The 25475-nt window shown below is 51.3% G+C and carries 31 protein-coding genes and 1 tRNA gene; all 32 read left to right on the top strand.

Annotation, left to right across the window (positions count from 1 at the left end):
- Nucleotides 1-52: 52 nt before the first annotated feature.
- The 32 genes from ACFQ0N_RS04370 (at nt 53) to ACFQ0N_RS04525 (ending at nt 25442) form a co-directional block, all read left to right on the top strand.
- Nucleotides 53-331, top strand: coding sequence for a stage VI sporulation protein F (locus ACFQ0N_RS04370; protein WP_379323217.1), 279 nt, complete (start codon nt 53-55; stop codon nt 329-331).
- Between the two features lie 209 nt (nt 332-540).
- Entirely contained in the window at nt 541-711 is a 171-nt protein-coding gene (locus ACFQ0N_RS04375; RefSeq protein ID WP_379324247.1) for a DUF2768 domain-containing protein, read from the top strand.
- Between the two features lie 65 nt (nt 712-776).
- A complete protein-coding gene (locus tag ACFQ0N_RS04380) occupies nt 777-1091 on the top strand; it encodes a 2Fe-2S iron-sulfur cluster-binding protein (protein WP_379323219.1) in 315 nt (104 codons plus the stop codon).
- 29 nt (nt 1092-1120) lie between these two features.
- Entirely contained in the window at nt 1121-1720 is a 600-nt protein-coding gene (locus tag ACFQ0N_RS04385) for a hypothetical protein (protein WP_379323221.1), read from the top strand.
- Complete coding sequence (locus ACFQ0N_RS04390; RefSeq protein WP_379323223.1) at nt 1717-2064, top strand: 2Fe-2S iron-sulfur cluster-binding protein; 348 nt, start codon at nt 1717-1719, stop codon at nt 2062-2064. Before ACFQ0N_RS04385 ends, ACFQ0N_RS04390 begins: the two co-directional genes overlap by 4 nt.
- 3 nt (nt 2065-2067) lie before the next feature.
- Entirely contained in the window at nt 2068-2790 is a 723-nt protein-coding gene (locus ACFQ0N_RS04395; RefSeq protein ID WP_379323225.1) for a hypothetical protein, read from the top strand.
- Nucleotides 2791-3177: 387 nt separating this feature from the next.
- On the top strand, nt 3178-4656 hold the full coding sequence (gene spoIVA, locus ACFQ0N_RS04400) for a stage IV sporulation protein A (protein WP_379323227.1): 1479 nt from the start codon (nt 3178-3180) through the stop codon (nt 4654-4656).
- A 365-nt stretch (nt 4657-5021) separates the two neighbouring features.
- Nucleotides 5022-5294: an HU family DNA-binding protein gene (locus ACFQ0N_RS04405; RefSeq protein WP_379323229.1), complete on the top strand. Its 273-nt coding sequence runs from the start codon at nt 5022-5024 to the stop codon at nt 5292-5294.
- 162 nt (nt 5295-5456) lie between these two features.
- Nucleotides 5457-5533: transfer RNA gene (locus ACFQ0N_RS04410), tRNA-Pro, on the top strand.
- 104 nt (nt 5534-5637) lie between these two features.
- Nucleotides 5638-5862 carry a trp RNA-binding attenuation protein MtrB gene (gene mtrB, locus ACFQ0N_RS04415; protein ID WP_379323231.1) on the top strand — a complete coding sequence of 75 codons (225 nt, stop codon included), beginning with the start codon at nt 5638-5640 and terminating at the stop codon, nt 5860-5862.
- A gap of 128 nt (nt 5863-5990) precedes the next feature.
- The gene (locus ACFQ0N_RS04420) at nt 5991-6530 is read left to right on the top strand and encodes a hypothetical protein (RefSeq protein WP_379323233.1); all 540 of its coding nucleotides are present in this window, start codon (nt 5991-5993) and stop codon (nt 6528-6530) included.
- 141 nt (nt 6531-6671) lie between these two features.
- On the top strand, nt 6672-7541 hold the full coding sequence (locus ACFQ0N_RS04425; protein ID WP_379323235.1) for a heptaprenyl diphosphate synthase component 1: 870 nt from the start codon (nt 6672-6674) through the stop codon (nt 7539-7541).
- Between the two features lie 8 nt (nt 7542-7549).
- The gene (locus ACFQ0N_RS04430) at nt 7550-8290 is read left to right on the top strand and encodes a demethylmenaquinone methyltransferase (RefSeq protein WP_379324249.1); all 741 of its coding nucleotides are present in this window, start codon (nt 7550-7552) and stop codon (nt 8288-8290) included.
- Nucleotides 8287-9162: a UbiA-like polyprenyltransferase gene (locus ACFQ0N_RS04435; RefSeq protein ID WP_379323237.1), complete on the top strand. Its 876-nt coding sequence runs from the start codon at nt 8287-8289 to the stop codon at nt 9160-9162. Before ACFQ0N_RS04430 ends, ACFQ0N_RS04435 begins: the two co-directional genes overlap by 4 nt.
- Nucleotides 9156-9806 carry a UbiX family flavin prenyltransferase gene (locus tag ACFQ0N_RS04440; protein ID WP_379323239.1) on the top strand — a complete coding sequence of 217 codons (651 nt, stop codon included), beginning with the start codon at nt 9156-9158 and terminating at the stop codon, nt 9804-9806. The genes ACFQ0N_RS04435 and ACFQ0N_RS04440 overlap by 7 nt, the downstream gene beginning before the upstream one ends.
- On the top strand, nt 9769-10632 hold the full coding sequence (locus ACFQ0N_RS04445; RefSeq protein ID WP_379323241.1) for a menaquinone biosynthesis protein: 864 nt from the start codon (nt 9769-9771) through the stop codon (nt 10630-10632). The genes ACFQ0N_RS04440 and ACFQ0N_RS04445 overlap by 38 nt, the downstream gene beginning before the upstream one ends.
- Nucleotides 10629-11603 carry a polyprenyl synthetase family protein gene (locus ACFQ0N_RS04450; RefSeq protein ID WP_379323243.1) on the top strand — a complete coding sequence of 325 codons (975 nt, stop codon included), beginning with the start codon at nt 10629-10631 and terminating at the stop codon, nt 11601-11603. The genes ACFQ0N_RS04445 and ACFQ0N_RS04450 overlap by 4 nt, the downstream gene beginning before the upstream one ends.
- A 19-nt stretch (nt 11604-11622) precedes the next feature.
- Nucleotides 11623-12066 carry a nucleoside-diphosphate kinase gene (ndk, locus tag ACFQ0N_RS04455; protein ID WP_379324251.1) on the top strand — a complete coding sequence of 148 codons (444 nt, stop codon included), beginning with the start codon at nt 11623-11625 and terminating at the stop codon, nt 12064-12066.
- A 37-nt stretch (nt 12067-12103) separates the two neighbouring features.
- Nucleotides 12104-12892 carry a CheR family methyltransferase gene (locus tag ACFQ0N_RS04460; RefSeq protein WP_379324253.1) on the top strand — a complete coding sequence of 263 codons (789 nt, stop codon included), beginning with the start codon at nt 12104-12106 and terminating at the stop codon, nt 12890-12892.
- Nucleotides 12893-12975: 83 nt separating this feature from the next.
- The gene (locus ACFQ0N_RS04465) at nt 12976-13155 is read left to right on the top strand and encodes a hypothetical protein (RefSeq protein ID WP_379323245.1); all 180 of its coding nucleotides are present in this window, start codon (nt 12976-12978) and stop codon (nt 13153-13155) included.
- Between the two features lie 163 nt (nt 13156-13318).
- Complete coding sequence (gene aroB / locus ACFQ0N_RS04470; RefSeq protein ID WP_379323247.1) at nt 13319-14422, top strand: 3-dehydroquinate synthase; 1104 nt, start codon at nt 13319-13321, stop codon at nt 14420-14422.
- Nucleotides 14423-14428: 6 nt separating this feature from the next.
- Nucleotides 14429-14797 carry a chorismate mutase gene (aroH, locus tag ACFQ0N_RS04475; RefSeq protein ID WP_379323249.1) on the top strand — a complete coding sequence of 123 codons (369 nt, stop codon included), beginning with the start codon at nt 14429-14431 and terminating at the stop codon, nt 14795-14797.
- 323 nt (nt 14798-15120) lie between these two features.
- Nucleotides 15121-16671 carry an anthranilate synthase component I gene (trpE, locus tag ACFQ0N_RS04480; protein WP_379323251.1) on the top strand — a complete coding sequence of 517 codons (1551 nt, stop codon included), beginning with the start codon at nt 15121-15123 and terminating at the stop codon, nt 16669-16671.
- Between the two features lie 6 nt (nt 16672-16677).
- Entirely contained in the window at nt 16678-17724 is a 1047-nt protein-coding gene (trpD, locus tag ACFQ0N_RS04485) for an anthranilate phosphoribosyltransferase (protein ID WP_379323253.1), read from the top strand.
- A complete protein-coding gene (gene trpC / locus ACFQ0N_RS04490; RefSeq protein ID WP_379323255.1) occupies nt 17714-18511 on the top strand; it encodes an indole-3-glycerol phosphate synthase TrpC in 798 nt (265 codons plus the stop codon). Before trpD ends, trpC begins: the two co-directional genes overlap by 11 nt.
- Nucleotides 18508-19209: a phosphoribosylanthranilate isomerase gene (locus ACFQ0N_RS04495; RefSeq protein ID WP_379323257.1), complete on the top strand. Its 702-nt coding sequence runs from the start codon at nt 18508-18510 to the stop codon at nt 19207-19209. Before trpC ends, ACFQ0N_RS04495 begins: the two co-directional genes overlap by 4 nt.
- Nucleotides 19206-20411 carry a tryptophan synthase subunit beta gene (gene trpB / locus ACFQ0N_RS04500; protein WP_379323259.1) on the top strand — a complete coding sequence of 402 codons (1206 nt, stop codon included), beginning with the start codon at nt 19206-19208 and terminating at the stop codon, nt 20409-20411. Before ACFQ0N_RS04495 ends, trpB begins: the two co-directional genes overlap by 4 nt.
- Nucleotides 20398-21210, top strand: coding sequence for a tryptophan synthase subunit alpha (trpA, locus tag ACFQ0N_RS04505; RefSeq protein ID WP_379323261.1), 813 nt, complete (start codon nt 20398-20400; stop codon nt 21208-21210). The genes trpB and trpA overlap by 14 nt, the downstream gene beginning before the upstream one ends.
- A 139-nt stretch (nt 21211-21349) precedes the next feature.
- Nucleotides 21350-22450 (top strand): histidinol-phosphate transaminase, encoded by a 1101-nt coding sequence (gene hisC, locus ACFQ0N_RS04510; protein ID WP_379323263.1) that lies wholly within the window; start codon nt 21350-21352, stop codon nt 22448-22450.
- Nucleotides 22451-22454: 4 nt separating this feature from the next.
- Nucleotides 22455-23546 (top strand): prephenate dehydrogenase, encoded by a 1092-nt coding sequence (locus ACFQ0N_RS04515; protein WP_379323265.1) that lies wholly within the window; start codon nt 22455-22457, stop codon nt 23544-23546.
- Between the two features lie 706 nt (nt 23547-24252).
- The gene (locus ACFQ0N_RS04520) at nt 24253-24849 is read left to right on the top strand and encodes an RNA polymerase sigma factor (RefSeq protein ID WP_379323267.1); all 597 of its coding nucleotides are present in this window, start codon (nt 24253-24255) and stop codon (nt 24847-24849) included.
- Nucleotides 24846-25442: an anti-sigma factor family protein gene (locus ACFQ0N_RS04525; protein ID WP_379323270.1), complete on the top strand. Its 597-nt coding sequence runs from the start codon at nt 24846-24848 to the stop codon at nt 25440-25442. The genes ACFQ0N_RS04520 and ACFQ0N_RS04525 overlap by 4 nt, the downstream gene beginning before the upstream one ends.
- Nucleotides 25443-25475: the final 33 nt, after the last annotated feature.

Below are 25475 nucleotides of genomic sequence, written 5' to 3' on the forward strand. Positions count from 1 at the left end.
ATCACCTTTTCCTCTCATATAGTGTTACGAGTACTGGCTAGGAGGGGAAACGATGAGCGATAAAAACATTTCAAAAGACGTCTTAAACGCGGTGAAGAAAAAAACAGGCAAATCTATTTCAGAATCAGCCGTCAAAAAGCTTGCTAGCGGAGTAACTGCAAAAACGATGCAAAGCGATGCCGAACTGCGCAAGCTGATCAAACAAGTATCGGCAGTGGCGAATGTACCTGTAGCCGAAAGTACCATTAACGATATTATCAGCGCTGTCAAAAAAAGCGGCATGAACATGGGCAATGTGGAAGCTCTTATGAAAATGATGATGAAGAAGTAACTGATAAGGGACATTAGCAAAGCGATGCCTGGCTCCAGCTGTCCGGGATCGATTTGCGAAGTCCCTTTTCTTCTTTTATGTGAACAAATTGGCTGCAAGTAGCCGCCACAGCTCGACAAATGCTATAATAAGGCGTCAATTTCATAAGCTTGCTGGCTAAAAGCGCGAATATTTAATGGACAAGGTGGGGAAGCAATAAAGTGGATCCAATGACAAAGATGTGGATTTCCTTGATTGGGATCGGGTTAATGGCGATAGCCGCTGTCTTGATAACGGTAGCGCGCTATAAGCTTAAAGGCGTTTTTCGATTTATTGTTTCAACGGTCGCATTTATATGTTTAGTTGTAGGCGGAATACTCGGTTTTTTATCGATTGCCTAAAATGGGGCGAAGAAGATTACATAACCTCTGATTGGCGCGCGCAGGACAAGAGGCGGCTGGAAAGGATGGGGAAATATATGGTGGAGTTAACAGGACGTACGAAAACTGCGATTGTTGAGGCAGAGGCCGGGAAGTCCGTGCTGGAACTGGCGCTCAAGCATGACATAGATTGGCTGCATAATTGCAAACGCGCTACATGCGCCCGGTGCCGCTGTATTGTGGAGGCTGGCGGCGAATTTTTGGGAGATATTACAGATGCGGAATGGAATAGGCTGGAGCCGGAAGAATTCGATGAGGGCTATCGGCTGGCGTGCCAGGCAACGATAATGCCTGGCGCCGGCGAGATTTCAGTACGCAACAAACCCTATTTCAAAATATAAGTGAAATATAGAAAAGGATGTGGAGTCCGGTGGAGGATCGACAATCAATCCGCCGCGCGCTCGAAGTCATCGCAGAAGCGGCACAGCCTACAGGAGCTGTGTGGCTGGTTGGCGGGAGTGCGGGGTTAATGCTGCGGGGATTGCAGCTCGCACAGCTGCCTCGCGATCTCGATTTATATGCTGATCATGAAGATGCGAGATTGCTGCATCAGGCATTGGCTCCTTATGCGCTTGATGAGCAGCAGGAGAACGTTTCAGGGATCTACGCTTCCGTTCTGAGCCACTATTTGATTGCCGGGGTGCAGGTCGAGCTGGTAGGCGGATTTGTAGTAACGACCCAGGAGGACCGCTATCAGGTGGAGGTGCGCGAAGCGCTTTACCCGCTGCAGCTGGAGCTTTCCTGCGGTACCAGGCGGATCGGTCTAGTGCCATTGGCGCATGAAATGTGGTTCAATATGCTGCGCGGCCGGCGCGACCGCGTCGAGCTGATAGCCGCTGCTGTACGTGAGGAGCGCCCTGTCCACCAAGCTGCCTTTGATTGTATAGAGGCAAGAAATCCGCTATCGTCCGCAACGATGGCCAAGGTGCATGCCTGTTTGGAACAGGCAGGGGCGGAGGGGTTGCTGTGAGAGTGCAAATCACTTTTCAGCCTGCCAATAAGACGATAACGGTCCGGAGCGGGACGACCGTGCTGGATGCTTCGCGCAAGGCCGGAATCGCGATCCGCACCCGCTGCGGCGGGAAAGCGGCATGCTTGATGTGCAAGGTGCGCCATGCCGGAGATAAAGGCTTGTCGGCTGTTAATGAAGCAGAGCGCCGCAAGCTGGCCGGTCTGGCTGACGAGGGCATGCGTCTTTCCTGCCAGGCGCGGATTGTCGGTCCTGTGACGGTCGAAGTGCCTGAGGACCCGCTTCGCGCAGCTATACGGAAGCAGCTGCAGCAGACGGAGTCTGATGATTTGTGGGGGGATTAAACGATGCTTCATAGAGTAAAGATCGCGCTTATGCTGTCGCTTATTACTTTATTTCTGTCCGGATGTCTTTATCCGAAAGAGAAGCTGGCGCAAAATCAGAAGCCGGCCAAAGATGCACTCATGAACGTGCAGCTCGTCGTGGACAAGTATCAAAAGGATACAGGGTTGCTGCCTATTCGCAATAGCGAGCCTGACACGCCGCGCTATGAAAAGTTCATGATCGATTTTGATAAATTGCTGCGGATGAATTATGTAAGCGAAATACCGGCATCTGCTTTTGAAAAGGGCGGCAGCTACTATTTCCTCGTTATTAACGAAGAGACCGATCCGACAGTAAAGCTGATGAATTTGGCGCAGTTTCAAAAAATCAACGATGTGCAAAATGCTGTGGCCGCCTATAAAAACAACAATGGCGGCAAGCTTCCGGCGGGAGAGAAGTATTATCCCGATTTTTACTTGATCGATTATAGCAAGCTTAGTGTAAAGGAGCCTGAAATCCAGAGCGTATTTTCAGGTCAAACGCTGCATACGCTGTTGGATGAGATGGGCAAGGTTTATATCGATTATGCCATCGATATTTCGCAAATGATGCCTAGCGCCAGCAGCGGATATGAAAACATGGCCGATCTGCGCGAGCTGCTTGTAGAGCAATCGGACTTCGTACCCGTTAAATCGCCCGGTTATAAATTAATAAATGGCGAGCCGCAAGCGGTGCTGGAGCCTTAAGGGCGACAGCGATCCGGCAAGAAGGCGCCGTTGTACTGACCGTTACAGTACAGCGGCGTTTTTTTTCACAGTTGCTCATCCTCGAAGGACTTCAGTCGAAGTTTTTCTCATTAGAGATGGTATAGGACATCAAATTCTCTCATATATCTCTATCTGGGAAGGCCGGTTGCGGAGAAAGCAAAAATTGAAAGATTTCAAAGAATAGTCGTCATAAATGGGACAATCGCACAATAAGCTATTACTAGTCCAAAATCATGTACGAGTTGCGTTGCTTGCTTGCTCCGGATCGGCGATGGCGGCGAACCCTGACGACTGCGCAGGCAGCGGGAAACGCGGCAGTAACGGTACGTCCATGTACTGGCGAAATTCGATTGGGAGGGGATATCAGTGGAGAAAGTAGACATTTTCAAGGACATAGCCGAACGAACTGGCGGGGATATTTACCTCGGCGTCGTCGGTGCGGTCCGCACGGGCAAATCAACCTTCATCAAGCGGTTCATGGAGACGGTTGTGCTGCCGAATATTACAAACGAGGCCGACCGGGCAAGAGCTATTGATGAACTGCCGCAAAGCGCGGCAGGCAAAACGATTATGACGACAGAGCCGAAGTTTGTGCCCAATCAAGCCGTACAGCTTCGCGTAGCAGAAGGGCTTGAAGTTAATGTGCGGCTCGTCGATTGTGTAGGCTATGCCGTAGTGGGAGCCAAAGGCTACGAGGATGAGAATGGGCCGCGAATGATCACAACACCGTGGTTCGAGGAGCCGATTCCGTTCCAGGAAGCGGCTGAAATTGGAACGCGCAAAGTGATTCAGGAGCATTCAACGCTTGGCGTTGTAGTAACGACAGATGGAACGATCGCGGAAATACCGCGGGAATCATACGTAGAAGCTGAAGAACGCGTCATTGAGGAGCTGAAGGAGGTCGGCAAGCCATTCGTGCTGATCGTCAACTCCACAAGGCCGCGGAGCGAGGAAGCGCAGCAACTGCGCAGCGAGCTTCAGACCAAATATGATATTCCGGTCATGACGCTTAGTGTCGCTACGATGGGCGAGGAAGATGTCATGTCTGTTCTGCGGGAAGTGCTTTATGAATTCCCGGTTCATGAAGTCAACGTCAACCTGCCAAGCTGGGTAATGGTGCTCAATGACCAGCACTGGCTGCGCAGCAACTACGAGAATTCGGTGCGCGATACGGTTAAGGACATTCGCCGTCTGCGCGACGTAGACCGCGTTGTAAGCCAGTTTATGGAGTACGAGTTCATTGCCCGCGCCGGCTTAAGCGGCATGAATATGGGGCAAGGGGTAGCAGAGATCGATCTGTATGCACCGGATGAACTATACGATCAAATTTTGATGGAAGTCGTCGGCGTAGAAATTCGCGGCAAGGATCACTTGCTGCAATTGATGCAGGACTTCGCTCATGCCAAGAAGGAATACGACCGCTTCCAGGAAGCGCTGGAGATGGTCAAGACGACCGGCTATGGCATAGCTGCGCCTACACTTGCAGAGATGCAGCTCGATGAGCCTGAGCTTATTCGCCAGGGCTCCCGTTTCGGTGTAAGATTGAAAGCGACGGCGCCGTCGATCCATATGATCAGAGTAGATGTCGAGTCGGAGTTTGCGCCCATTATCGGAACCGAGAAGCAAAGCGAGGAGCTCGTCCGTTATTTGATGCAGGATTTTGAGAACGACCCGATCAAGGTGTGGGATTCCGATATGTTCGGCCGGTCCTTGCACTCGATTGTCCGCGAGGGCATCCAGGGCAAAATTGCTATGATGCCGGATAATGCGCGCTATAAGCTGCAGGAGACGCTGGGCAGAATAATCAACGAGGGCTCTGGCGGACTAATTGCGATCATTCTTTAGTGATTTTTGGGAAAATTTAAGGAGACGTGCCTTGATTAGGCACGTCTTTTTCATGTATAATTTCAAACAGTGGCTCCAAGGCTTGAAGAAATAGTCGCAAAACTGTGAATTATCTAGGTCTCACGCGGGAAAACTTGTGTGCCCACTTGAAATTCTAAATGCGCTGTATTACTATAGTTTTGTCACTAATCCGGCGGTAATGGCGTTTGTTCTCGCCCCGCAATTGTTATTATTGTTTGAGGGCTGCGACGCATAGCGCGGAGAAATCGTATGTGACCGGACAGAAGCATGTATAATTTTGCGAGTTTCGGTTAAACAGAATGATAGTGAAAGCTTTGAAGCTGCTGTAAGGGGAGGTGAATGAATTGAACAAAACAGAACTCATTGCAAAAGTAGCCGAGTTGACAGACCTTTCCAAGAAAGATGCGTCCAAAGCAGTAGATGCTGTATTCGATGCTATTTCCGAAGCGCTGCAAAGCGGAGACAAAGTTCAGCTGGTAGGATTTGGCAACTTTGAGGTGAAAAGCCGCGAAGCTCGTAAAGGACGCAATCCGCAAACAGGTCAAGAGATCGACATTCCAGCTAGCAAAATTCCTTCCTTCAAGGCAGGTAAAGCGCTGAAAGATCAAGTACAATAATGAACAGGCGGTTAACCGCCGCCGATAACGTCCGCATGCCCAGGCAGCGGGCGTTTTTTTAGGACTACAATTCGTTACTTTCTATTGACAATAGTTAGGAAATCCAGTAGACTCAACCTTGCAGTCAGCCATGCGCATAAAGTTAATGGCGGGTTGCAATGTCGGGTGTTAGCTCAGCTTGGTAGAGCGCTACCTTGGGGTGGTAGAGGTCGCCAGTTCAAATCCGGTACACCCGACCACTGAATAAGAATTATCACATTTACTGCCGTCCTGATCATTGTTCGGGAGGCAGTTTTTTCTTCTCACAATATTGGAAATTACATGACAAGGAGGCTTGCGAATTATGAGTGAGACGCTGCAGGGGGATTATGTGGTCATCAAAGCTAAAGCGCAGGGGGTCCAAGTAATCGGCTTAACTCGCGGCCACGATACTAAATTTCACCATACGGAGAAGCTGGATAAGGGAGAAATAATGATTGTGCAATTTACTGATCACACATCCGCGATCAAGGTCAGGGGCAAAGCTACGATACTAACTAAGCATGGCGTCATCGACAATGACGATTAGCATCGGCTGAAGCCGGCCCATTCGCTTGTCGATACCTGTTCTCGCTTGATTAAGCAGGCATAGCCTGCTTTTTTTCTTTGTACAATAAGAAGAGGACAGATTTTGATGTTGCGAAAGGCGTGAAAAAAATGCGAGTCGGTAAAGCTTTGTTGGCCGCCAGTGCTGTGACCATCTTAGTGACCGGGCTGCTTGGCGTGCTGCCGCTGCTCGGCAAAAAAGCAAATAAAGCGGCCTTAGATGTTGCCGTTTTTCAAGCAGAGCGCATCAAACGGATCAGCAGCAACAATTTGGTTGATTCCCTGGCCGGTCTGCAGCTCGGGCTGCCGATCCGCCGCGCTGACTGGCATCGGGCCGTATTGTCGGTTGATCTGGCGGTAGAGGGCGGGGTGCTGCAGGCAGCGGCCTGGATGAGCGACTTAGAGCGGCTGCTGCGGCTGGCATTTGTACAGACGGACAACGTCACGAGGGTGCTCGTAAGGTTTGTTAACACAATTGACACAGAAACGCAGGAGCGCGCTTCCGCCCTGGTTGCCGCTGCAGATATTCGCCGCACTGACGAGTGGCTGCCGGCAGAGCTTTCCTTGCTCAGCAAGGCGGATCCCTTTGCCGAGCCGATCTGGCGCGAACGTTTGCGGCTTACGCTGGCAGGACAAAAAAAGCGTCCCTGATTTATGCATTCAGTGATTCCGTAACCGAATAGACGCAGGTAGATCAGGTGCGGCGTATAGCGGAAAGATCAACATAATGCTATAATAATTTAGATTATAGAACAGCAAGACTTTCGCTGCTCTGGCCCGGAGGCTTGACCAATGAACTGTAATAAAATATCTGAAATCGCGAAGAAGTATACCGAGTATGATGTCATTGTCGACCATGCTGCGCTGCCGGCTTTTCCCGATTTGCGAATTCGGCTGCTATTTGCTTTTTTAGCTAATGAGCGTATTCCTTATGCCGATAACGAGCTTTACGGGCTTGTTGCTGGGCTGGTGCAGCTTGGGATGGACACACATGATACGATCGATGCGGACTCGGGAAGATTATCGGAACGCGAGATGCGTTCCCGGCAATTGAAAGTGCTGGCCGGCGATTATTTTAGCAGCCGCTTTTATCAACTGCTTGCTCATCCTGGCCGGATTGAGATGATTCGCAGCATGAGCGACGGCGTATGCGAAGTCAACCGTCTCAAAATGAATTTGTATATGAAGATGAAACAGCTGAGGCTGACAACTGAAGAATACTTGCATCAATGCGTGCAGGTGAACACACGATTGTTCTATTCCTTTTCCTACTTGCTTAATGAAAATGCGGTTAAGCTGTGGTCGGAGCTGCTTGAGACCATTGGGCGCTGCGAGGTGATCGCGTCCGAGCTGGCCAAGTGCGAAGACCCGCTTGCTTTTGTCGGCAGTTGGGGTTATTGGCATGTGTGGACAGAAGGCAACGATGAGGAGAAGCGGCTGCTGGCGGAATCCTCCGTCGAGCCGTACATGATTGAATCCTTGATAGCCAAATATAATATACGCGGCCAGTTGGCGGAGCAGCTTAATCAGTCTGTCCAGATCATTCAAGCTGTTGCCGCGCGGGTCGATTCGGAGCGAATCGTCCAAGAATTAACGGAGATTTGTGAACAGTTAATGAGTCGGCAGCTGGCGGCCGCATCGGTATTGGGGGAAAGAAGGTGAGCAAGCAAATGCAAGCACAAGTACAAACACAAAAGGCTACGCCAAAAGAAGATTTTGTGCATGGCGTCTTTGAAAGCATCGCGCCAAAATACGATCTTATGAATGACCTGCTCAGTTTTCGCCGTCATAAAGCATGGCGCAAATTTACGATGCGCAAAATGGCGATGCAGCCAGGAGATACATCGCTTGATCTGTGCTGCGGCACATGCGACTGGACGATTGCACTTGCGAAGGCCAGCGGCACCGGGAAGACGGTCGGACTTGATTTCAGCCAAAATATGCTTGATGTCGGGCATGCCAAAGTGGACAGGGAAGGCTTGGGACGGCAAATTGAGCTCATCCAGGGCAACGCCATGGAGCTGCCATTTGAAGATAATCAGTTCGATTATGTCACGATTGGATTCGGGCTGCGGAATGTGCCGGATCCGGAGCAGGTGCTGCGCGAAATGCAGCGGGTAGTAAAGCCTGGGGGCAAGGTTGTCTGTCTGGAGCTGTCCAAGCCGGATTGGCAGCCGTTCAAAGCGATTTACTATTTTTACTTTGAGCGTATTTTGCCGCTAATGGGCAAGCTTTTTGCCAGGCGTTACGAGCAATACAAGTGGCTGCCGGACTCCTTGAAGGCGTTCCCTGATTTAAAGCAGCTTGCGGCGATTTACCGCAAGATCGGCCTCGATGATGTACAGGCTTATCCGCTAACCGGCGGTATTGCTGCCTTGCATATCGGGACGAAGGGAATGAACCAGCCATGATTCGTAAAATAGGCATCATTATGGAAATGATCAAGTTCGAGCATACGGTGTTCGCGCTGCCATTCGCTTTTATGGGAGCATTGCTCGGCGCAGTAGTAGTAGAAAAAAGATTGCCGGAGTGGAGCGAGATCGGCTGGATATTGCTCGCTATGGTAGGGGCCAGAAGCGCGGCAATGGGGCTGAATCGGATTATTGACCGCGCGATTGACAAGATGAATCCGCGGACTGCGAACCGGGCAATTCCGGCCGGCTTGCTGAAGGTGGCCGAGGTTATGCTCTTTACCGTCGTCTCGTTTGCGGTGCTGATTTTTGCCGCCAGCTTCCTGGATCCGATCTGTATGAAGCTTATGCCGATTGCCGTGTTTCTGCTCGTGCTCTATTCCTATACGAAGCGTTTTACCTGGCTGTGTCATGTCTTTTTAGGCCTTACGATCGGACTGGCGCCGCTAGGGGCGTGGGTTGCTGTAACAGGGACGCTTGATGCATCAGCCTGGCTGCTATATGTAGCTGTGGTGTTCTGGCTGGCCGGCTTTGACATCATTTATGCCTGTCAGGACTTCGAGTTTGACCGCAAGCATGGCGTGTATTCGATTCCGGCCCGTTTCGGACTCCGGGGAGCATTGTGGATTTCGCGCGTCTTTCATATGATTACCGCAGCCTGCTTCCTCATGCTGTTTTGGCTCACACCGCTGAGCTGGGGGTATCTGCTCGGGACGATTATTGCAGCGGCCATTCTTTTTTATGAGCATTGGCTCGTACAGCCTAACGATACCAGCCGTGTACAGACCGCCTTCTTCACGATGAACGGCACTTTAAGTATCGTGGTGTTTGTCTGCACTTTATTTGACCTGGTGGTACTGCGCGTATGGTGACGGCTCCGAAGCAAAGGTGGGCGGTCGGCATTACAGGCGCCAGCGGATCGATCTATGCGATCCGGCTGATCGAAATGCTGCTGTCTGCCGGTCATGCCGTACATCTGGTCATTACCGATGCCGGCTGGCGGGTGTTGAAGGAAGAGCTCGGCTGGAATGCAGCGAAGCGGCAGCAAGCGCTGGAAGCGGTCTTTGGAGAGGCGCTGGCTGGCGCGCGGCTGATCTATCACCCTAATGCCGATATTGGCGCTTCAATCGCCAGCGGCTCGTTCAAGCTGCAAGGAATGATTATTATGCCCTGCTCGATGGGAACGCTGGCTTCCATTGCTCACGGGATATCGGATAATTTGATGACGCGGGCGGCTGATGTTATGCTGAAGGAAGGGCGCAAACTGCTGCTTGTTCCCCGCGAAACGCCGCTTCATGCGATCCACCTGGAAAACATGCTGAGCCTCTCAAAGCTTGGCGTCGCAATCGTGCCAGCGATGCCGGCGTTCTATTACGGACCGCAGACGATTGCGGACATGGTCGACTTTTTAGTCGGCAAAGTGTTGGATCAATTGCAGATTGATCACAACTTATACAGAAGATGGGGAGATGAGCAGCATGGCCCGACAACAGGCGATCACCATCGGACGGATTGATTATGCGAATGCGTGGCCGATTTTTCATTATGCGGAGGAAAGGCTTCCTGCAGAGCGGTATACGATTATACAGCGGGTGCCCTCGGCATTGAACGAGGCTTTTCATCGCGGGGAAATTGACATTACATCAATGTCCTCATTTGCTTATGCGCAGTATTCCGACGACTACTTGCTGCTGCCTGATCTATCTGTCAGCGCACGCGCACGTGTGAACTCGATACTGCTTATAACGAACCGGCCGATGGATCAAGTGTTAAACGGTACGATTGCTTTGACTGCGACTTCCGCTACTTCAGTTAACCTGCTCAAAATAATCATGTCGCTTTATTTTAAAGGGAATCCGGATTATATTACGATGGAGCCGGCACTGGATTTGATGCTGGAACAGGCCGATGCGGCTTTATTGATCGGCGATTCGGCGATTAAGGCATCCTGGGAAAGCGCAGGGATGACTGTGATCGACCTGGGGCAGCTCTGGCGCGAGTGGACAGGCCACGGCATGACCTTTGCCGTCGTAGCTGTCCGCAGGTCTGCTGCCGCTAAGCGGCCGCTCGAGGTGGCTGAGGTTTGGCGGGCGCTTGTAGCGAGCAAGCGGAAAAGCTTGAGTAACCTGAATCCTTTAATTGAAAAAGGGTGCAAGTTGATCGGCGGCGATGAATCGTACTGGCGGCGTTACTTTCAGGAGCTCCACTACGATTTTGGACCGGAGGAACAGGAGGGGCTGTCGCTTTATTTTAAATATGCGAATCAGCTCGGCTTGCTCAAGCATTCAGTCAACATGCATTTTTTTGAAGATCAAATGACAGCCCTACAGGTGAACGAATGAAACTACTTGATATATATGCCAAAATGAAAGGCGATCTCGATGTAATCGAGCGCGAACTCGCTCGCAGCGTTACGACAGATCATGCGTTGCTGACCGAAACCTCAACCCACCTGCTCAAAGCAGGCGGTAAAAGAATAAGACCCATCTTCGTGCTGCTGGCAGGCAAGTTTGGCAACTATGATCTTGACGTTCTTGGACGGGTAGCTGTACCGCTGGAGCTGATCCATATGGCATCGCTCGTTCATGACGATGTCATTGACAATGCCCAGACAAGACGCGGGCAGTTAACGGTAAAAGCCAAATGGGACAACCGCATTGCAATGTATACCGGAGATTATATTTATGGTAAAGCGCTAATGATTGCAACCGAGCTGCATAATCCGCTTATTCATCAGATATTATCTAAAGCAATGGTGCAAATGTGCATTGGCGAAATGGAGCAAATCCGCGATTTTTTCAACACTGGGCAGAGCGTGCGCAACTATTTGCTTCGTATCCGCCGCAAAACCGCGCTGCTGCTGGCGATTAGCTGCCAGTTGGGGGCGGTAGCTGCAGGGGCGGATTACAAAGTGTCCAATGGCCTTTACCGCTTCGGTTATAATGTGGGGATGGCTTTCCAGATCCGCGATGATTTGCTGGATTTGCTGGGGACGGAAAAACAGCTCGGCAAGCCTCCAGGCTCCGACATCCGCCAAGGCAATATAACATTGCCGGTGCTGCTGGCGCTGCGCGAGCCGGCTATCCGCGAGCGGCTGCTTGCCGATCTGCAGCATATTCGCCTGACTGACGGTGCCTGCGATATGAAGCCAACCTTGAAAATGATACGAAAAAGCGAAGGAATTAAGGTGGCGGAGAGATTGGCGGAGCGTTATATTGATAAAGCGATCGCTACTCTTGCCGTGCTGCCTGACAATCCGGCCAAAAAAAATTTGGCCGACATTGCGCATTTTGTGGCCAAAAGGAATTATTGAGCATAGGAGGTTTTTGATGATGGAACAAACATTTCTCATGGTTAAGCCAGATGGTGTTCAACGCGGGCTTATTGGTGAAATTGTAGGGCGTTTTGAGCGAAAAGGGATGCAGCTTGTGGCTGCAAAGTTTATGATGGTAACGCCGGAAATCGCCGGGCGTCATTACGCTGAACATGTGGGCAAGCCTTTTTATCCGCCGCTTGTTGATTTCATTACATCAGGACCTGTATTTGCTATGGTGTGGCAAGGTGACAATGTAATCGCTTTGGCTCGTGCGATGATCGGCAAGACCAGCGCCATAGAGGCGGCGCCGGGCACAATCCGTTCAGATTTTGCCATACATACTAATTTTAACGTTATTCATGGTTCGGATTCGCCGGAAAGCGCCAAGCGCGAAATCGGCATTTTCTTTTCAGATGAGGAACTGATATCCTACGAAAAAACAATCCAGCGTTGGATCTAGACAGAACGGGCGGCTAAGCCGGGGAGCGTGCAGACATATCGAAGATTTGGATTTTACACAATTTATAGCGCGGGTGAAGGCCAAAACGGCTATCGATTTGTCGGAATACAAAGAGGCGCAAATGAAGCGCAGATTGACGACCTTGCGAGCCAAGCACGGATTTGATTCCTTTCTGGCCTATTGGGCGGCAATCGAGAAGGACCGCAAGCTGATGGAAGAGTTTCTGGATCGGGTTACGATCAACGTTTCCGAGTTTTGGCGGAATCCGACCAGATGGGAGACGCTGGAGCGGGACTTTTTTCCGGAATGGCAAAAGAAAAACGGACGCTTGAAGTTTTGGAGCGCAGCCTGCTCTACTGGCGAGGAGCCTTATACGCTTGCCATGATTGCCGCTCAGCAGCAGCTGAGCGACCGCATATCGATACTGGCCACCGATCTTGATCAGGCCGTGCTGCAAAAGGCTGCCCAGGGCAGCTACCATGAGCGCTCGATCAGGGATGTGCCGGAGCGTTACAAGCAGCAATATTTTTTGAAAGCTGCTGCAGCCGGCCATTACGATGTCGATGATAAGCTAAAAAAAATGATCACCTTTAAGCAGCAAAATTTGCTGAGCGATCGTTTTGAAACCGGATTCGATCTAATTGTGTGCCGCAATGTGATGATTTATTTTACAGAGGAAGCCAAGCACAAGCTTTATCATAAGTTTGCTCAGTCATTGAAGCCTGGGGGCATCTTGTTCGTAGGCAGCACGGAACAGATTTTCAATCCCGGACAATATGGCCTGCAATCGGCAGAAACCTTCTTTTATCGCCGGACGGCAGAATAAGCGGCGCAGGTATACGGACTAATCTCTTCTCCAATACTAATATTGTATGGTCAGGCATACAGCATGTTAGTTGGAGGGTTTCTATGGATAAAAGGCAGGTCATTGCAGCTTATAGACACGGGATTATTAATGTGCAGGAATGCGCGCAAATATTAGGTCTCGATATTCGCCAGCTATCCGGGCTTATGAATGAGCCGGAGCTGAGGCTGAAAATGGAGTCGCAGATACTCCATAATACGCGATCAATCACTCGATTACGATGAAGATAGAAGCTGCCTGTACGCTCGCAAAGTGTGCAAGGCAGCTTTTGTTGTAAAAGCGCCTTTCTTGTCAAACAGACAAGGCTATACTATAATGAGCAAAGATATTGGACAGGACTGGCAGCAATTTTACTTATACAATTTGGCATAAAATGGGGCGTTATGAATGAGTACAAAACGTGAACTGACAGTAGAACTGGGTGAGCGCTCCTATCCGATCTATATCGGAGAAGGGCTGATCGATGAAGCAGGCGAATTGTTTGCTAAGCACGGCATTAGTAAAAAATCACCCCTGCTGATTATTACAGATGACGAGGTTGCGCCGAGACATTTGGCGCATTTGAACGATGTGCTGTCCGGAGCCGGCTTCAAGGTGAGTACGGCTATTGTGCCGGCAGGCGAAAGCTCCAAATCGCTAGCGAAGCTTGAAGAGCTTGTCACACAAGCGCTGCAAGCAGGACTTGACCGGAAATCGGCGATTGTAGCGCTTGGCGGCGGAGTTGTCGGCGATTTGGCCGGATTTGTGGCGGCCTCTTATATGCGCGGCGTTAAATTCGTGCAGGTTCCTACAACGATTTTGGCACATGACAGCAGCGTTGGCGGTAAAGTCGCCGTCAATCATCCGCTGGCAAAAAATATTATTGGCGCTTTTCATCAGCCCGAACTTGTTCTTTATGATTTGTTAACTCTGCAAACTTTGCCGCAGCGGCAAATAAGCGCCGGACTGTCTGAAGTGGTGAAGCACGGACTGATTTGGGATGCGGAATTTGTAGCCTGGTGCGACGATCATGCCGAGCAGCTATGCGCATTGGATCATGAGGCATTAAGCTATGCTTTATATAAGGGGTGCAGTGTAAAGGCTGCTGTCGTCTCCGAAGACGAGCGGGAAAACGGGCTGCGGGCAATTTTAAATCTGGGGCACACGATTGGGCATGCCCTTGAAGCGGTTGCCGGCTATAACGAGCTGCTGCATGGCGAGGCCATCTCGATCGGCATGATTGGTTCAGCCCGGCTTGCGGTTGCGCTCGGCGCTCCTGAAGAAATTTATAACGTTACAAAACGGGTGTTAACCAAGGTGGGCCTGCCGATTCGCCTTCCGGCTCATCTGGATACAGATGCAATTATGGAAGCGATGCAGCATGACAAGAAGTTCCAGGAGGGAACGATGGTCTTTATCGTGCCTGCAGCAATCGGCAAGGTTGAAATTAATACACAAGTCTCCGCATCGCTAGTGCGCGAAATCGTGGAACAGTTAAAACAGGAGGCATAATTTACTATGAGTGTACGCGGAATTCGCGGAGCGATAACGATTGAGGTCAATGAAGAGCAGCCGATTCTGGATGCCACATCCGAGCTGCTAGCGGATATCGTCCATGCCAACGGAATTGTGCCTGATGATATTTGCAGTGTTTTGATTACCGTTACGAATGATTTGGATGCCACCTTCCCGGCGAGGGCGATTCGAACGATGGCAGGCTGGGAGCTGGTGCCGCTCATGTGCGCGCTGGAGGTACCGGTCAAAGGGAGCCTCGAAAAGTGCATTCGCCTGCTTGTCCTCGTCAATACGGACAAGTCGCAGCAGGAGATTGAGCATATTTATTTGGGAAGGGCGCAAGCGCTGCGGCCGGATCTGGCCAAATCCTGAGCTTGCACCGCTGAAATTCGGGGTTGACGGACAGGAAGCGGCTAGTGTATGCTTTTAACATAGTTTTAGAGGCAATTTAGACCAGATGAGTTGAGCAAGACGGCGTTTATGCCATTAGATGAGTGGAGTAGAGCTGAGTAGACTAGACAGGGATGAGCAGAGATGAGCCTGCACAGGTATCACTATTATTTGGTGATCGGTTGCAGGGGATGCTGTTATTCTCATTTGTTGATGTCCTGCCCTAATCTTATATGAGTCTATTGACATGAACACTCCTGCTCACGCAGGAGTTTTTTTATTTTCCGATTAGAGGAGAGATTTCGATGAATAATGAATTGCAGCGCGTCATGAAGCAAGCGGACCAGTACAATTTAATTCCGGTCGCCCGCCATATTATGGCTGATACCGAGACGCCGATACGGCTTTTCCAGCATTTTAGCCAAGAGCGTCAAGCGTTCTTGCTCGAAAGTGTTGAAGGCGGGGTTAAATGGGCGCGCTATTCGTTCATCGGCACACATCCTTTTATGCTCATTCACGGCAAAGGCGGCGAAATAGTCATCGAGCAGCATGGAGAGAAGAAGGTGCTGAAGGCTAACCCGCTGGAGCAGCTAAAGGCGCATCTTCGTTCCTTTCGCAGCCCCTCGCTCCCTGAGCTGCCGCCATTTACCGGAGGAGCGATCGGCTTTTTCGGTTATGATCTTTTGCAATATTATGAGAAGCTGCCTGCGCATCGCATCGATGATCTGCAGATGAATGATTTGCAGTTTATGTTCTGCGATCAAATTTTAGTCTTTGATCACTTTAAACAGCAAATACAAATTATCGGCAATGTCCATGTGCAGGAAGGCGCAACAAATACGGAAATTGCCGCGGCTTATGAGGCAACCGTTGCCCGCATCGATCAGGCGATCGAGCGTCTCAAGCAGCCGCTGCCGGCAACATTGATGACAGGCGGCACAGTGCCTGCCGATCCCGACTTGGGCGAGATCCACTCCAATCTGACGAAGGAACAGTTTATGGACAATGTGGAACGCGCAAAAGAATACATCCGTGCCGGCGATATTTTTCAAGTTGTGCTGTCGCAGCGGTTCAGTATCGACACTGATGTTGACCCTTTGCATGTGTACCGCGTATTGCGCACGATGAATCCATCCCCGTATATGTACTATTTGAAAATGGACGATGAAGTAATTGTCGGCACGTCGCCTGAAGCGCTGGTGAAAGTAGACGGCGAGCGGGTGGAAACGAGGCCGATTGCCGGCACGCGCCCGCGCGGGAAGACAGAGGAAGAGGATCTGGCGCTGGAAAAGGAGCTGCTTGCCGATGAGAAGGAACGGGCGGAGCATCTCATGCTGGTTGATCTGGGGCGCAATGATATCGGACGTGTGGCAGAGTTCGGCTCGGTAAAATGCGATTCTTATATGGAGATTGAGCGCTATTCCCATGTGATGCATATTGTCTCCAATGTGTCCGGCAAGCTGAAAGCCGATAAAGATTTCTTCGATGCCTTTGTGTCGTGCATGCCGGCTGGCACGGTATCCGGCGCACCGAAGCTGCGAGCGATGGAAGTTATTGCGGAACTGGAAAATGAGGCGCGTGGCGCCTATGCCGGAGCGATCGGCTATCTTGGGTTTGGCGGCAGCTTGGATACTTGTATTACGATTCGGACGATTATTTTCAAGCATGGCAAAGCGTATGTTCAGGCCGGTGCAGGCATTGTATGGGATTCGGTGCCGGAGAATGAATATATGGAGACCGTAAATAAAGGGATGGCGCTGTTGAAAGCGATCCGTGCCGCCGAGGCTGCCTTTGCACCGCAAAAGAAAAGCGTAAATATGATTAATGTCGACTATTACGCGAATGTGAAAGGATGAGCGAAGATGACAAGCGAAATGATGACGATGCAGCGCGCACTGGCTGCCATTATGAGCGGAAATAATCTGACTCGCGAACAGGCGCGTGATGTGATGGGTATTATTATGCGCGGAGAGGCGACCGGCTCGCAAATCGGCGCGGTTGTGACCGCGCTGAGAATGAAAGGCGAGACGAAGGACGAAATTACCGGCTTTGCCGAGTCGATGCGGGCGCACTCGAACCGGGTAGAGGCAGAGCAGGAGGGGCTGCTCGACACTTGCGGGACCGGCGGCTCCGGCATTCACAAATTTAATATTTCCACCGCTTCGGCAATGATTGCCGCTGCCGCAGGTGTCCGGGTGGCAAAGCACGGCAACAGAGCGATGTCCGGCAAGGCGGGCAGCGCGGATGTGCTGGAGGCGCTCGGCGTCAACATTTCATTATCGGCTGAGCAGGCGGCGGACTGTCTGCAATCGATCGGCATTTGCTTTATGTTCGCCCAGCTTTATCATCCTTCACTCAAGCATGCTGCAGCGCCGCGGCGCGAAATCGGCGTCCGCACGATTTTCAATATGCTCGGCCCGCTCACGAATCCTGCAGGAGCCGATCGTCAATTGCTGGGGCTGTACGACCGCTCACGCACGGGCGTTGTTGCGGAGGTGCTTGACGAGCTCGGCTTGAAGCGGGCGATGGTTGTGAGTAGTCATGACGGGCTGGACGAAATAAGTATTTCGGCGCCTACTCAAATTTCTGAGTTGCAGGATGGCAAGGTGCGGACTTATGACATTACGCCGGAGGAGCTCGGTTTGACTTCGCGCCCGCTGTCTGCGGTCATTGGCGGCGATGCAGCGGAGAATGCGACAATCATCCATCGGATTTTTAATGGGGAGGAACAGGGCGCGTACCGTGAGATCGTGCTTGCGAATGCGGGTGCTTGCATTTATATTGGAGGAGCGGCGCCAACGCTGCGCGAAGGCGTAGAAGCTGCTGCGGCAATGATTGATTCCGGCAAGGCGGCGGCAAAACTGACTTGCTTGATTGAAACGACAGGAGAGGTAGCACATGTTTCTTGATAAAATTGTAGCGACAAAGCGGCAAGAGGTGGCGGCGCTTGCCGAGCATTTTTCATTGGACGCCTATGAGAAGCAGATCGCCGGGCTTGCGCCTTGCCGCGGCTTTGAACGGGCATTGACGGCAGGGCGCAAGCGGAGAATGGGGCTGATTGCCGAGGTGAAGAAAGCTTCTCCGTCAAAAGGACTGATTCGTGCCGATTTTCATCCGCTAGAGCTGGCGCAAACCTATCAAGCAGCAGGTGCGGATTGCATTTCCGTGTTGACGGATGAGACTTATTTCCAAGGGTCAAATCAATATTTGACGGCGATCAGCGGCGCTGTAACTGTCCCGCTGCTGCGCAAAGATTTTATAATCGATTATCGGCAAGTTTATGAGGCGCGGATCATCGGTGCCGATGCTGTATTGCTGATTGCGGCTATTTTAAGCCAGTCCGAGCTTGCCGAGCTTTATGATATCGCGAAATCGATTGGCCTGGATGTGCTCGTTGAGGTTCATGACCGCGAAGAAATGGAGCGTGTGCTTGAGCTGAATAAAGCGACGTTAGTCGGCATCAACAACCGCGATCTTAAAACGTTCTCGACAGATTTGAACACGACCAAAGCGCTTGCGGCACTCGCGCCGGCGAATGTGACTGTTATAAGCGAAAGCGCGATTGCAAACCCGGCGGATGTAGCGTTTGTTGAGCAAGCGGGGGCAAAAGGCATCTTGGTCGGCGAGCATTTTATGCGCCAGCCGGATGTGCGGCTTGCAGTCGATCAATTGCTTGGCCAGGTAGCGGCTCAATGAGCAGGGAGCGGCAGGTGAGACTGAAAATTTGCGGTTTGCAGGATGCAGAGACGATCCGTCAGCTTGCTGGGCTGCCGATTGACGAGATCGGGTTCGTCTTCGCCGCAAGCCGCCGCCAGGTGCTGCCTGCACAGGCGGCGATGCTGATTGACGAAGTGAAGCGGCTGACGACGCCGTCGGGAAGCAGTCCGCGTACTGTGGGTGTCGTTGTTAATATGGAATTAGCGGAAATCGGACAAATGCTTGCTGAGGCGCCGCTTGATGTGGTACAACTGCATGGCGGGGAAACACCGGAGCTGTGCCGGGCGATTAAAGCAAAACATGCCGTAGACGTGTGGAAGGTATTTTCAGTTACCGCCGAAGAAGCGGAATGCGGCAAAGAAAATTTGGTGGCGGCCGGAGCCGGACCGGAGCGGCTTGCGGCTTACGCTGGCGCTGTCGATGCTGTATTGCTAGATACGGCTGGCGGCGGAACGGGAAAAACCTTCGCCTGGCATGTTATTGATGCGTATGCAATAGAAGCGCGAAAAATGGGGATTCCGCTCTATGTAGCAGGAGGACTGCATCCGGACAATGTGGCGGAGCTTCTCTCGGACTACAGACCGGACGGTGTTGACGTTTCCAGTGGAGTAGAGACTGAAGGCAATAAAGATGTTGCGAAAATTATTCGTTTTACGGAAAGGGTGAAAGGCGCATGAATCAAACTCCGGATGAAAACGGACGATTCGGCAAATTTGGCGGGCGTTATGTGCCCGAAACGCTGATGAATGCGTTGCTAGAACTAGAGGAAGCTTACCGGCATTATGCCAAAGATCCTGGTTTTATTGCGGAAGTTCGTTATTTATTAAATAAATATTCTGGACGTCCAACGTCATTATACTACGCGGAGCGTCTTTCTCAGCATCTGGGCGGCGCCAAAATTTATTTGAAGCGGGAAGACCTGAACCATACAGGCGCCCACAAGATCAACAACACGATCGGCCAAGGCGTACTGGCCAAGCGGATGGGCAAAAAGAAGGTTATCGCCGAAACCGGCGCCGGCCAGCACGGGGTAGCATCAGCAACGGTCGCTGCGCTGCTCGGCCTGGAATGCAAGGTATTTATGGGTGAAGAGGATACGAAGCGGCAGGAGCTGAACGTATTCCGGATGCAGCTGCTCGGGGCCGAGGTGGTTCCGGTCATGTCGGGCACGCGCACGCTCAAGGATGCCTGTAATGAAACGCTGCGCTACTGGGTGAGCAATGTTCAGGATACGTACTATATTTTAGGATCGGTTACAGGCCCTCATCCGTATCCGATGATGGTGCGCGATTTTCAGCGCGTCATCGGGGATGAGTCGCGCGAGCAAATTTTGCAGGAAACCGGCCGGCTGCCTGATTATGTTGTCGCGGCAGTGGGCGGCGGAAGCAATGCGATGGGAATGTTCTATCCGTTTATTGATGATGCGTCTGTGCGGATGATCGGCGTTGAGGCTGCAGGCAAAGGTGTAGATACGGAGCAGCATGCAGCGACGATGACGAAAGGAAGCCACGGCGTATTCCAGGGCTCGCTCAGCTACTTGCTGCAGGATAAGTTTGGACAAGTGCTGCCTGCACACTCCATATCGGCGGGGCTGGACTATCCGGGCGTCGGGCCAGAGCACGCTTATTTGAAAGATTCCGGTCGGGCGCAATATTTGCCGATTACGGATGCGGAGGCGCTTGAAGCGCTGCAGCTGCTGTCGCGGACAGAAGGCATTATTCCTGCGCTGGAGTCGGCGCATGCCATTGCACAGGTTATGAAGCTGGCGCCGACATTAAGCCCGGACAAGACGATTGTAGTCAGTTTGTCGGGTCGCGGGGACAAGGATGTACAAGCAATAATGGGTTATTTAGGGGGGAACGGGCATGAATCGCATTGATGCTGTATTTAGCGAGCTGCGGGACAAAGGTGAAGCTGCGCTTATACCTTTCCTGACGATTGGCGATCCGGATCTGCAAACCTCTGTTGAAATTATTCAAATTTTGGAGCAGGCGGGAGCCAGTATGATCGAACTGGGCGTGCCTTACTCCGATCCGCTTGCGGATGGCCCTGTCATTCAGCGCGCTTCCGGACGGGCGCTGCAGCAGCAGGTTACAATTGCAGATTGCATCGAGGTTGCAGCCAAAGCAAGAGCAGCCGGCGTAGAGCTGCCCTTTATTTTATTTACTTACTATAATCCGGTCTTGCAACTTGGCTTGCAGCCGTTTTTCGAGCTCATTATCGAGAAAGGCATTAGCGGTCTTATTATCCCTGATGTGCCGATTGAGGAGAATGCCGAGCTGCTGCAAATGGCCGAAGCGGCGAACATTCATCTCATCCCGCTGGTGGCGCCTACTTCGAATGAACGGGTTACCCGCATTGCGCGCAATGCCCGCGGCTTTGTATACTGCGTTTCCTCGCTGGGCGTAACCGGCGAACGCGCTGAGTTTTATCAGGGCATTGATGATTTTCTCGGGACGGTCAGAAAGGCTACCGACACACCGATTGCTGTCGGTTTCGGCATATCGAGCCATGAGCAGGTGAAGCGGTTCGCCGAAAAAAGCGATGGCGTTATTGTAGGCAGTGCAATCGTCCGCCAGATTGAAGAGGCGCTGCCGCTCTTGACCGTACTGGAGACAAAACAGCAAGGCCTTGAGCACATCCGGCAGTTTGTGAGCCGCTTGAAAAACGGCTCATAGGATAAAGTGAACCCCGTTTTCTGTTGCATCAGCAGAGAACGGGGTTTTTTGAAATCCCCTTTAAAATGAGGACAAGTTGTGAGACAATGTTTAGCGAAGGTAACAATGGCTACAGTTATTATGATGAGGTGATCGTTGAATGCAACCAAAACAAAGTATTGTGAATTTACCTGTATATCAGCCTGGCAAGCCGGTTGAAGAAGTAAAGCGCGAATTGGGCCTGACTGAAGTTATTAAACTTGCTTCCAATGAAAATCCGTTCGGCTGTTCGGAGCAGGCGAAGGAGGCCATCCAAGCGGAAATTAACAATTGCAGCATCTACCCGGACAGCTTCAGCACAACGCTCACGTCCGCTGTTGCAGAATATTTGCAGGTTGAACGCAACCAGCTTATTTTCGGCGCAGGCTCGGACGAAGTCATTCTGATGCTTGCCCGCGCTTATCTCGTTCCTGGCGACGAGACGATTATGGCTCATGAAACATTCCCGCAATACAAGCATAACTCGGAAATCGAAGGCGCGGTCTCGATTGAGGTGCCGCTGCGGGAGGACGCCTCTCATGATCTTGAGGCCATGCTTGCCAAGGTAACGGACCGGACGAAAATAATATGGATCTGCAACCCCAACAATCCGACGGGGACGATCGTCGACAAGCAGGAGCTGGAGCAATTTTTGCAGCAGGTGCCGGCTAATGTCATCGTAGTACTCGATGAAGCTTATGCGGAATATGTAACTGATAAACGTTATGGCGATAGCATTGGACTGCTTAATAAGTACAAAAATATCATCGTGCTGCGCACGTTCTCCAAAATTTACGGGCTCGCGTCGCTGCGGGTAGGCTATGGCGTCGGCCATGCCGATTTGATTCACTACATCAATCAAGTGCGCGAGCCGTTCAACACGACCCGTTTTGGCCAGGCTGCCGCCGCTGCGGCTATTGCCGATACAGGCTTTATTGAATCATGCCGCGAACGCAATGCAAAAGGGATTGCCTATATGACGGCGCAATTTGACCGAATGGGCTTGTCTTATTTCGAGGCGCATGGCAACTTCATTATGTTCGACGCCAAACTGCCGTCAGCGGAGGTGTTCGATGGGCTGCTGCGCCGCGGCATCGTCTCTCGTGCACGGTGGAGCCATTATCCGACTCATATCCGTATTACTGTAGGCAGCCAGGAGCAGAACGAGAAATTTATCCAGGCGCTGGAGGAAGTGCTGAAGGAAGCGGCGGTGCTGGGTTAACACTATGACCAAGATAGCGATATTAGGCGTCGGATTGATCGGCGGCTCTCTGGCGCTCTGCTTCAAAGGCAAGCCGGGACTCACTGTTGTCGGCCATTCTCCGCGTGAATCGTCTGTAGCCAAATATATCGCGCGAGGCGTGGTCGATCATGCTACGACGTCAGTGGCCGATGCGGTTGCCGATGCGGATTTTATTTTTCTTTGCGGACCGGTGAGCACGCTTGAGCCTTATTTGCGCCAGTTGAGCGAGATGGAGTTGAAGCCCGGCTGCATCGTTACAGATGTAGGCAGCACGAAAGCTACGATTGCAGCGTGCGCCCGCTCATTGAAGCTGTCCGGAGCCGTCTTTATCGGCGGGCATCCGATGGCTGGCGGCGAGCGCTCAGGCGTAGAAGCGGCTTCTTCTTATTTGCTGGAAAACGCTTATTATGTTCTTACCCCGGAGCCGGACACGGCGCAAGAGCATGTCGACAGGCTGACCGAGCTGCTAAAGCTTACTCGCGCCCATATTGTCCATGTCGATCCGGAGCAGCATGATGAGATTGTGGGCGCGATCAGCCATTTGCCTCATATTGTAGCGGTCGCGCTCGTCAATCAGATCGGACGCTATAATGGCGCGAATCCGCTTTACAGCATGCTGGCAGCCGGCGGTTTCCGCGACATTACCCGGATTGCTTCAAGCGATCCGACAATTTGGCGCGATATCTTGATTAATAACCGCCACGTGCTGCTTGAACTGCTGAAGGACTGGCAGGCGGAGACAGCCTCGTTTATCGATATGCTGGAAAATAGCGAAGGCGATAAAATCGCTGCTGCCTTTTTCGAGGCCGGACAGTTTCGCAGCCAGCTGCCTGAGCGGCGCAAAGGGATGATCCGTTCGATTTATGAATGCTATATCGATGTTCCCGATCATCCGGGCATAATTGGAAAAATAGCGACCGAGCTCGGCAATGCACGCATCAATTTGAGCAATATGCAAATTATTGAGAGCAGGGAGGATGTGCCCGGTTTGCTGCGGTTGTCATTCCGGACGCAGGAAGATCTCGATCAGGCGGTGCAAAAGCTGATAGAGGCCGGCTATGAGGTTCGCCAGTAGTACGAGAAGCAACGGGCTTCCAAAGTTATCGCAAAGATAATTGAGGAAGCCCGTTTTCACGTTTTGAACTGTATTTAAAATATTTTACAAATCGGCCATTGACAAAATGAAAACGTATACATATAATAAAAGTACAGTATGGTTTCTCTCCACTCCTATCCAAATCCATCGCACAATGTGCGGGCCGCCAATTAAGGCGGCTTTTTTTTATTTTTATCGAGGCGAAAGGGAGAAAAAGCTGCATATGATGGACCGTAGGGGGCTGATTTTCAGCTTCAAAAGGCGGCTTTGAGAGGCCAACCAAGACGTATGCGGTCCGCTCCGGTCGCTCAGATCCCCTCAGATCCCCTCAGGTCCGCTCAGTCCGTTCGGGTTCGCCCAATAGGCCGCCTGATCTTGTGGAATCAGGCAATGGAGGAAACGGATGGCATGCACGAGGAAAATGTGATAATCATTGGAAAATTTTCATCCACGTGTATGAAATGATATGGTACAATGAGGTTTGCCACGTGTAAAAATATGGAGTGCGCGATCATGTCGAAAGAAGCAGGATTTTGGTCGCAAATCACGAATTAATACATCTTTAAGCGCAATACTACATAGTTTTGAAATATTCATACTGTGAGCGCAACTTTTCTCCTCCGGAGCGGTATAACTGTTATACCGATACTGGGGTCACTCCGAAGGCCAAGGAGGGTCGCCCGCAATGACCGATTCCCAGTTAATACGTGAAATTAAGGACGGTAACGTACAGCTATATTCGGAACTTATGCGGCGCTACCAACGCAAAATCCTAGCCTTTATTTATCACATGCTCAAGAGCTCCAAGCTTGAGCTGATGGCAGAAGATTTGTGCTCGGAGACGTTCTATAAAGCGTATCGCAGCTTGCACTCGTTCCGGGAAGTAGATGCTTCCTTCTCCACATGGCTGTACACGATTGCCAGAAATACGGTATTGAGCGAACTGCGCAAGCAGAAGGCAGGAAATGTCTCACTTGATGAAGTACATATAATGCCCGAAGCTCCTCCGGATTCCTTGCCGGAGCATCGCTTGCTGCAAAATGAGCGTATGACAATGGTGCGAGAGGCGATCAACCGATTGCCTGAGAAGCAGCGATCAGCATTGATATTGCGAGAGTACGATCAGTTAGACTACCAAGAAATTGCCAACATACTCGGACAGACTGTCAGTTCGGTCAAATCGCTATTGTTTCGTGCACGCAACAGTGTCAAGGCTCAGTTGGAGCCGTATTTTGGGAAGTCGCCGTTGCTGGATGAATTCGAGGGGATGAAAATGCGATGAAATGCCTGGAAGTTCAACAATCGTTCGGCGTTTATTGGGATTTGCCCGAAGACGATGCGGAACGGCAGGCTGTCGATGAACATTTGCAAGTTTGCGCGGAATGCCGGGAAGAATTTCGTCTGTGGGAGGAAAGCGAGCAATTAATTCGTTGTTTCTCTGAATATAATGATGAGGCAGGGCCAATCGATCATGTCAATCGCGGCGTGATGGACCGGATTTATGAAGAACAGTCGTGGTTGATGCCGGTTGCCAGCCGCAGCTACCAGTTTACCAGGAAATTCCGCCGCAATGTTGCAGCAGTCATTGCCGGGTGTATGGCAATTTTCATTAGCGGCTTATATTATTTTTTAACTGGCAGCGCTGAGGACGCCTCGGTCAAGAAATTGACAGGACTGCTTGAGACGGCTAACGCTACCAGTGATGTGCCGATGTTTACAAATGATTTTTATGCAGATGTGCCTGTGGCGAGCATAAGCGACCCAATCGTGCTTAATGTAGTGCCGACAGTGCCCCAATATTGGATTGCACTCTCGCTGCTCGGCATTGTGATGACATTGCTCATTTTAAATTGGCTGTCACGAACAAGACATTAGAGGGCGCAGCAGCCGGCCTCGCTCCAGCTTATG

This window comes from Paenibacillus sp. GCM10027626 (assembly GCF_042676285.1).
GTDB lineage: Bacteria > Bacillota > Bacilli > Paenibacillales > Paenibacillaceae > Paenibacillus_Z.

Coding starts and splice junctions, on each gene's coding strand:
- trpA (WP_379323261.1), top strand. CDS start 20,398: ATGAATCGCATTGATGCTGTATTTAGCGAGCTGCGGGACAAAGGTGAA.
- ACFQ0N_RS04495 (WP_379323257.1), top strand. CDS start 18,508: ATGAGCAGGGAGCGGCAGGTGAGACTGAAAATTTGCGGTTTGCAGGAT.
- ACFQ0N_RS04525 (WP_379323270.1), top strand. CDS start 24,846: ATGAAATGCCTGGAAGTTCAACAATCGTTCGGCGTTTATTGGGATTTG.
- ACFQ0N_RS04445 (WP_379323241.1), top strand. CDS start 9,769: ATGGCCCGACAACAGGCGATCACCATCGGACGGATTGATTATGCGAAT.
- ACFQ0N_RS04395 (WP_379323225.1), top strand. CDS start 2,068: ATGCTTCATAGAGTAAAGATCGCGCTTATGCTGTCGCTTATTACTTTA.
- ndk (WP_379324251.1), top strand. CDS start 11,623: ATGGAACAAACATTTCTCATGGTTAAGCCAGATGGTGTTCAACGCGGG.
- mtrB (WP_379323231.1), top strand. CDS start 5,638: ATGAGTGAGACGCTGCAGGGGGATTATGTGGTCATCAAAGCTAAAGCG.
- ACFQ0N_RS04380 (WP_379323219.1), top strand. CDS start 777: ATGGGGAAATATATGGTGGAGTTAACAGGACGTACGAAAACTGCGATT.
- aroB (WP_379323247.1), top strand. CDS start 13,319: ATGAGTACAAAACGTGAACTGACAGTAGAACTGGGTGAGCGCTCCTAT.
- ACFQ0N_RS04435 (WP_379323237.1), top strand. CDS start 8,287: ATGATTCGTAAAATAGGCATCATTATGGAAATGATCAAGTTCGAGCAT.
- ACFQ0N_RS04465 (WP_379323245.1), top strand. CDS start 12,976: ATGGATAAAAGGCAGGTCATTGCAGCTTATAGACACGGGATTATTAAT.
- ACFQ0N_RS04425 (WP_379323235.1), top strand. CDS start 6,672: ATGAACTGTAATAAAATATCTGAAATCGCGAAGAAGTATACCGAGTAT.
- ACFQ0N_RS04440 (WP_379323239.1), top strand. CDS start 9,156: ATGGTGACGGCTCCGAAGCAAAGGTGGGCGGTCGGCATTACAGGCGCC.
- trpB (WP_379323259.1), top strand. CDS start 19,206: ATGAATCAAACTCCGGATGAAAACGGACGATTCGGCAAATTTGGCGGG.
- trpE (WP_379323251.1), top strand. CDS start 15,121: ATGAATAATGAATTGCAGCGCGTCATGAAGCAAGCGGACCAGTACAAT.
- trpC (WP_379323255.1), top strand. CDS start 17,714: ATGTTTCTTGATAAAATTGTAGCGACAAAGCGGCAAGAGGTGGCGGCG.
- ACFQ0N_RS04420 (WP_379323233.1), top strand. CDS start 5,991: ATGCGAGTCGGTAAAGCTTTGTTGGCCGCCAGTGCTGTGACCATCTTA.
- ACFQ0N_RS04430 (WP_379324249.1), top strand. CDS start 7,550: ATGCAAGCACAAGTACAAACACAAAAGGCTACGCCAAAAGAAGATTTT.
- trpD (WP_379323253.1), top strand. CDS start 16,678: ATGACAAGCGAAATGATGACGATGCAGCGCGCACTGGCTGCCATTATG.
- ACFQ0N_RS04450 (WP_379323243.1), top strand. CDS start 10,629: ATGAAACTACTTGATATATATGCCAAAATGAAAGGCGATCTCGATGTA.
- hisC (WP_379323263.1), top strand. CDS start 21,350: ATGCAACCAAAACAAAGTATTGTGAATTTACCTGTATATCAGCCTGGC.
- ACFQ0N_RS04515 (WP_379323265.1), top strand. CDS start 22,455: ATGACCAAGATAGCGATATTAGGCGTCGGATTGATCGGCGGCTCTCTG.
- ACFQ0N_RS04370 (WP_379323217.1), top strand. CDS start 53: ATGAGCGATAAAAACATTTCAAAAGACGTCTTAAACGCGGTGAAGAAA.
- ACFQ0N_RS04375 (WP_379324247.1), top strand. CDS start 541: ATGACAAAGATGTGGATTTCCTTGATTGGGATCGGGTTAATGGCGATA.
- aroH (WP_379323249.1), top strand. CDS start 14,429: ATGAGTGTACGCGGAATTCGCGGAGCGATAACGATTGAGGTCAATGAA.
- ACFQ0N_RS04520 (WP_379323267.1), top strand. CDS start 24,253: ATGACCGATTCCCAGTTAATACGTGAAATTAAGGACGGTAACGTACAG.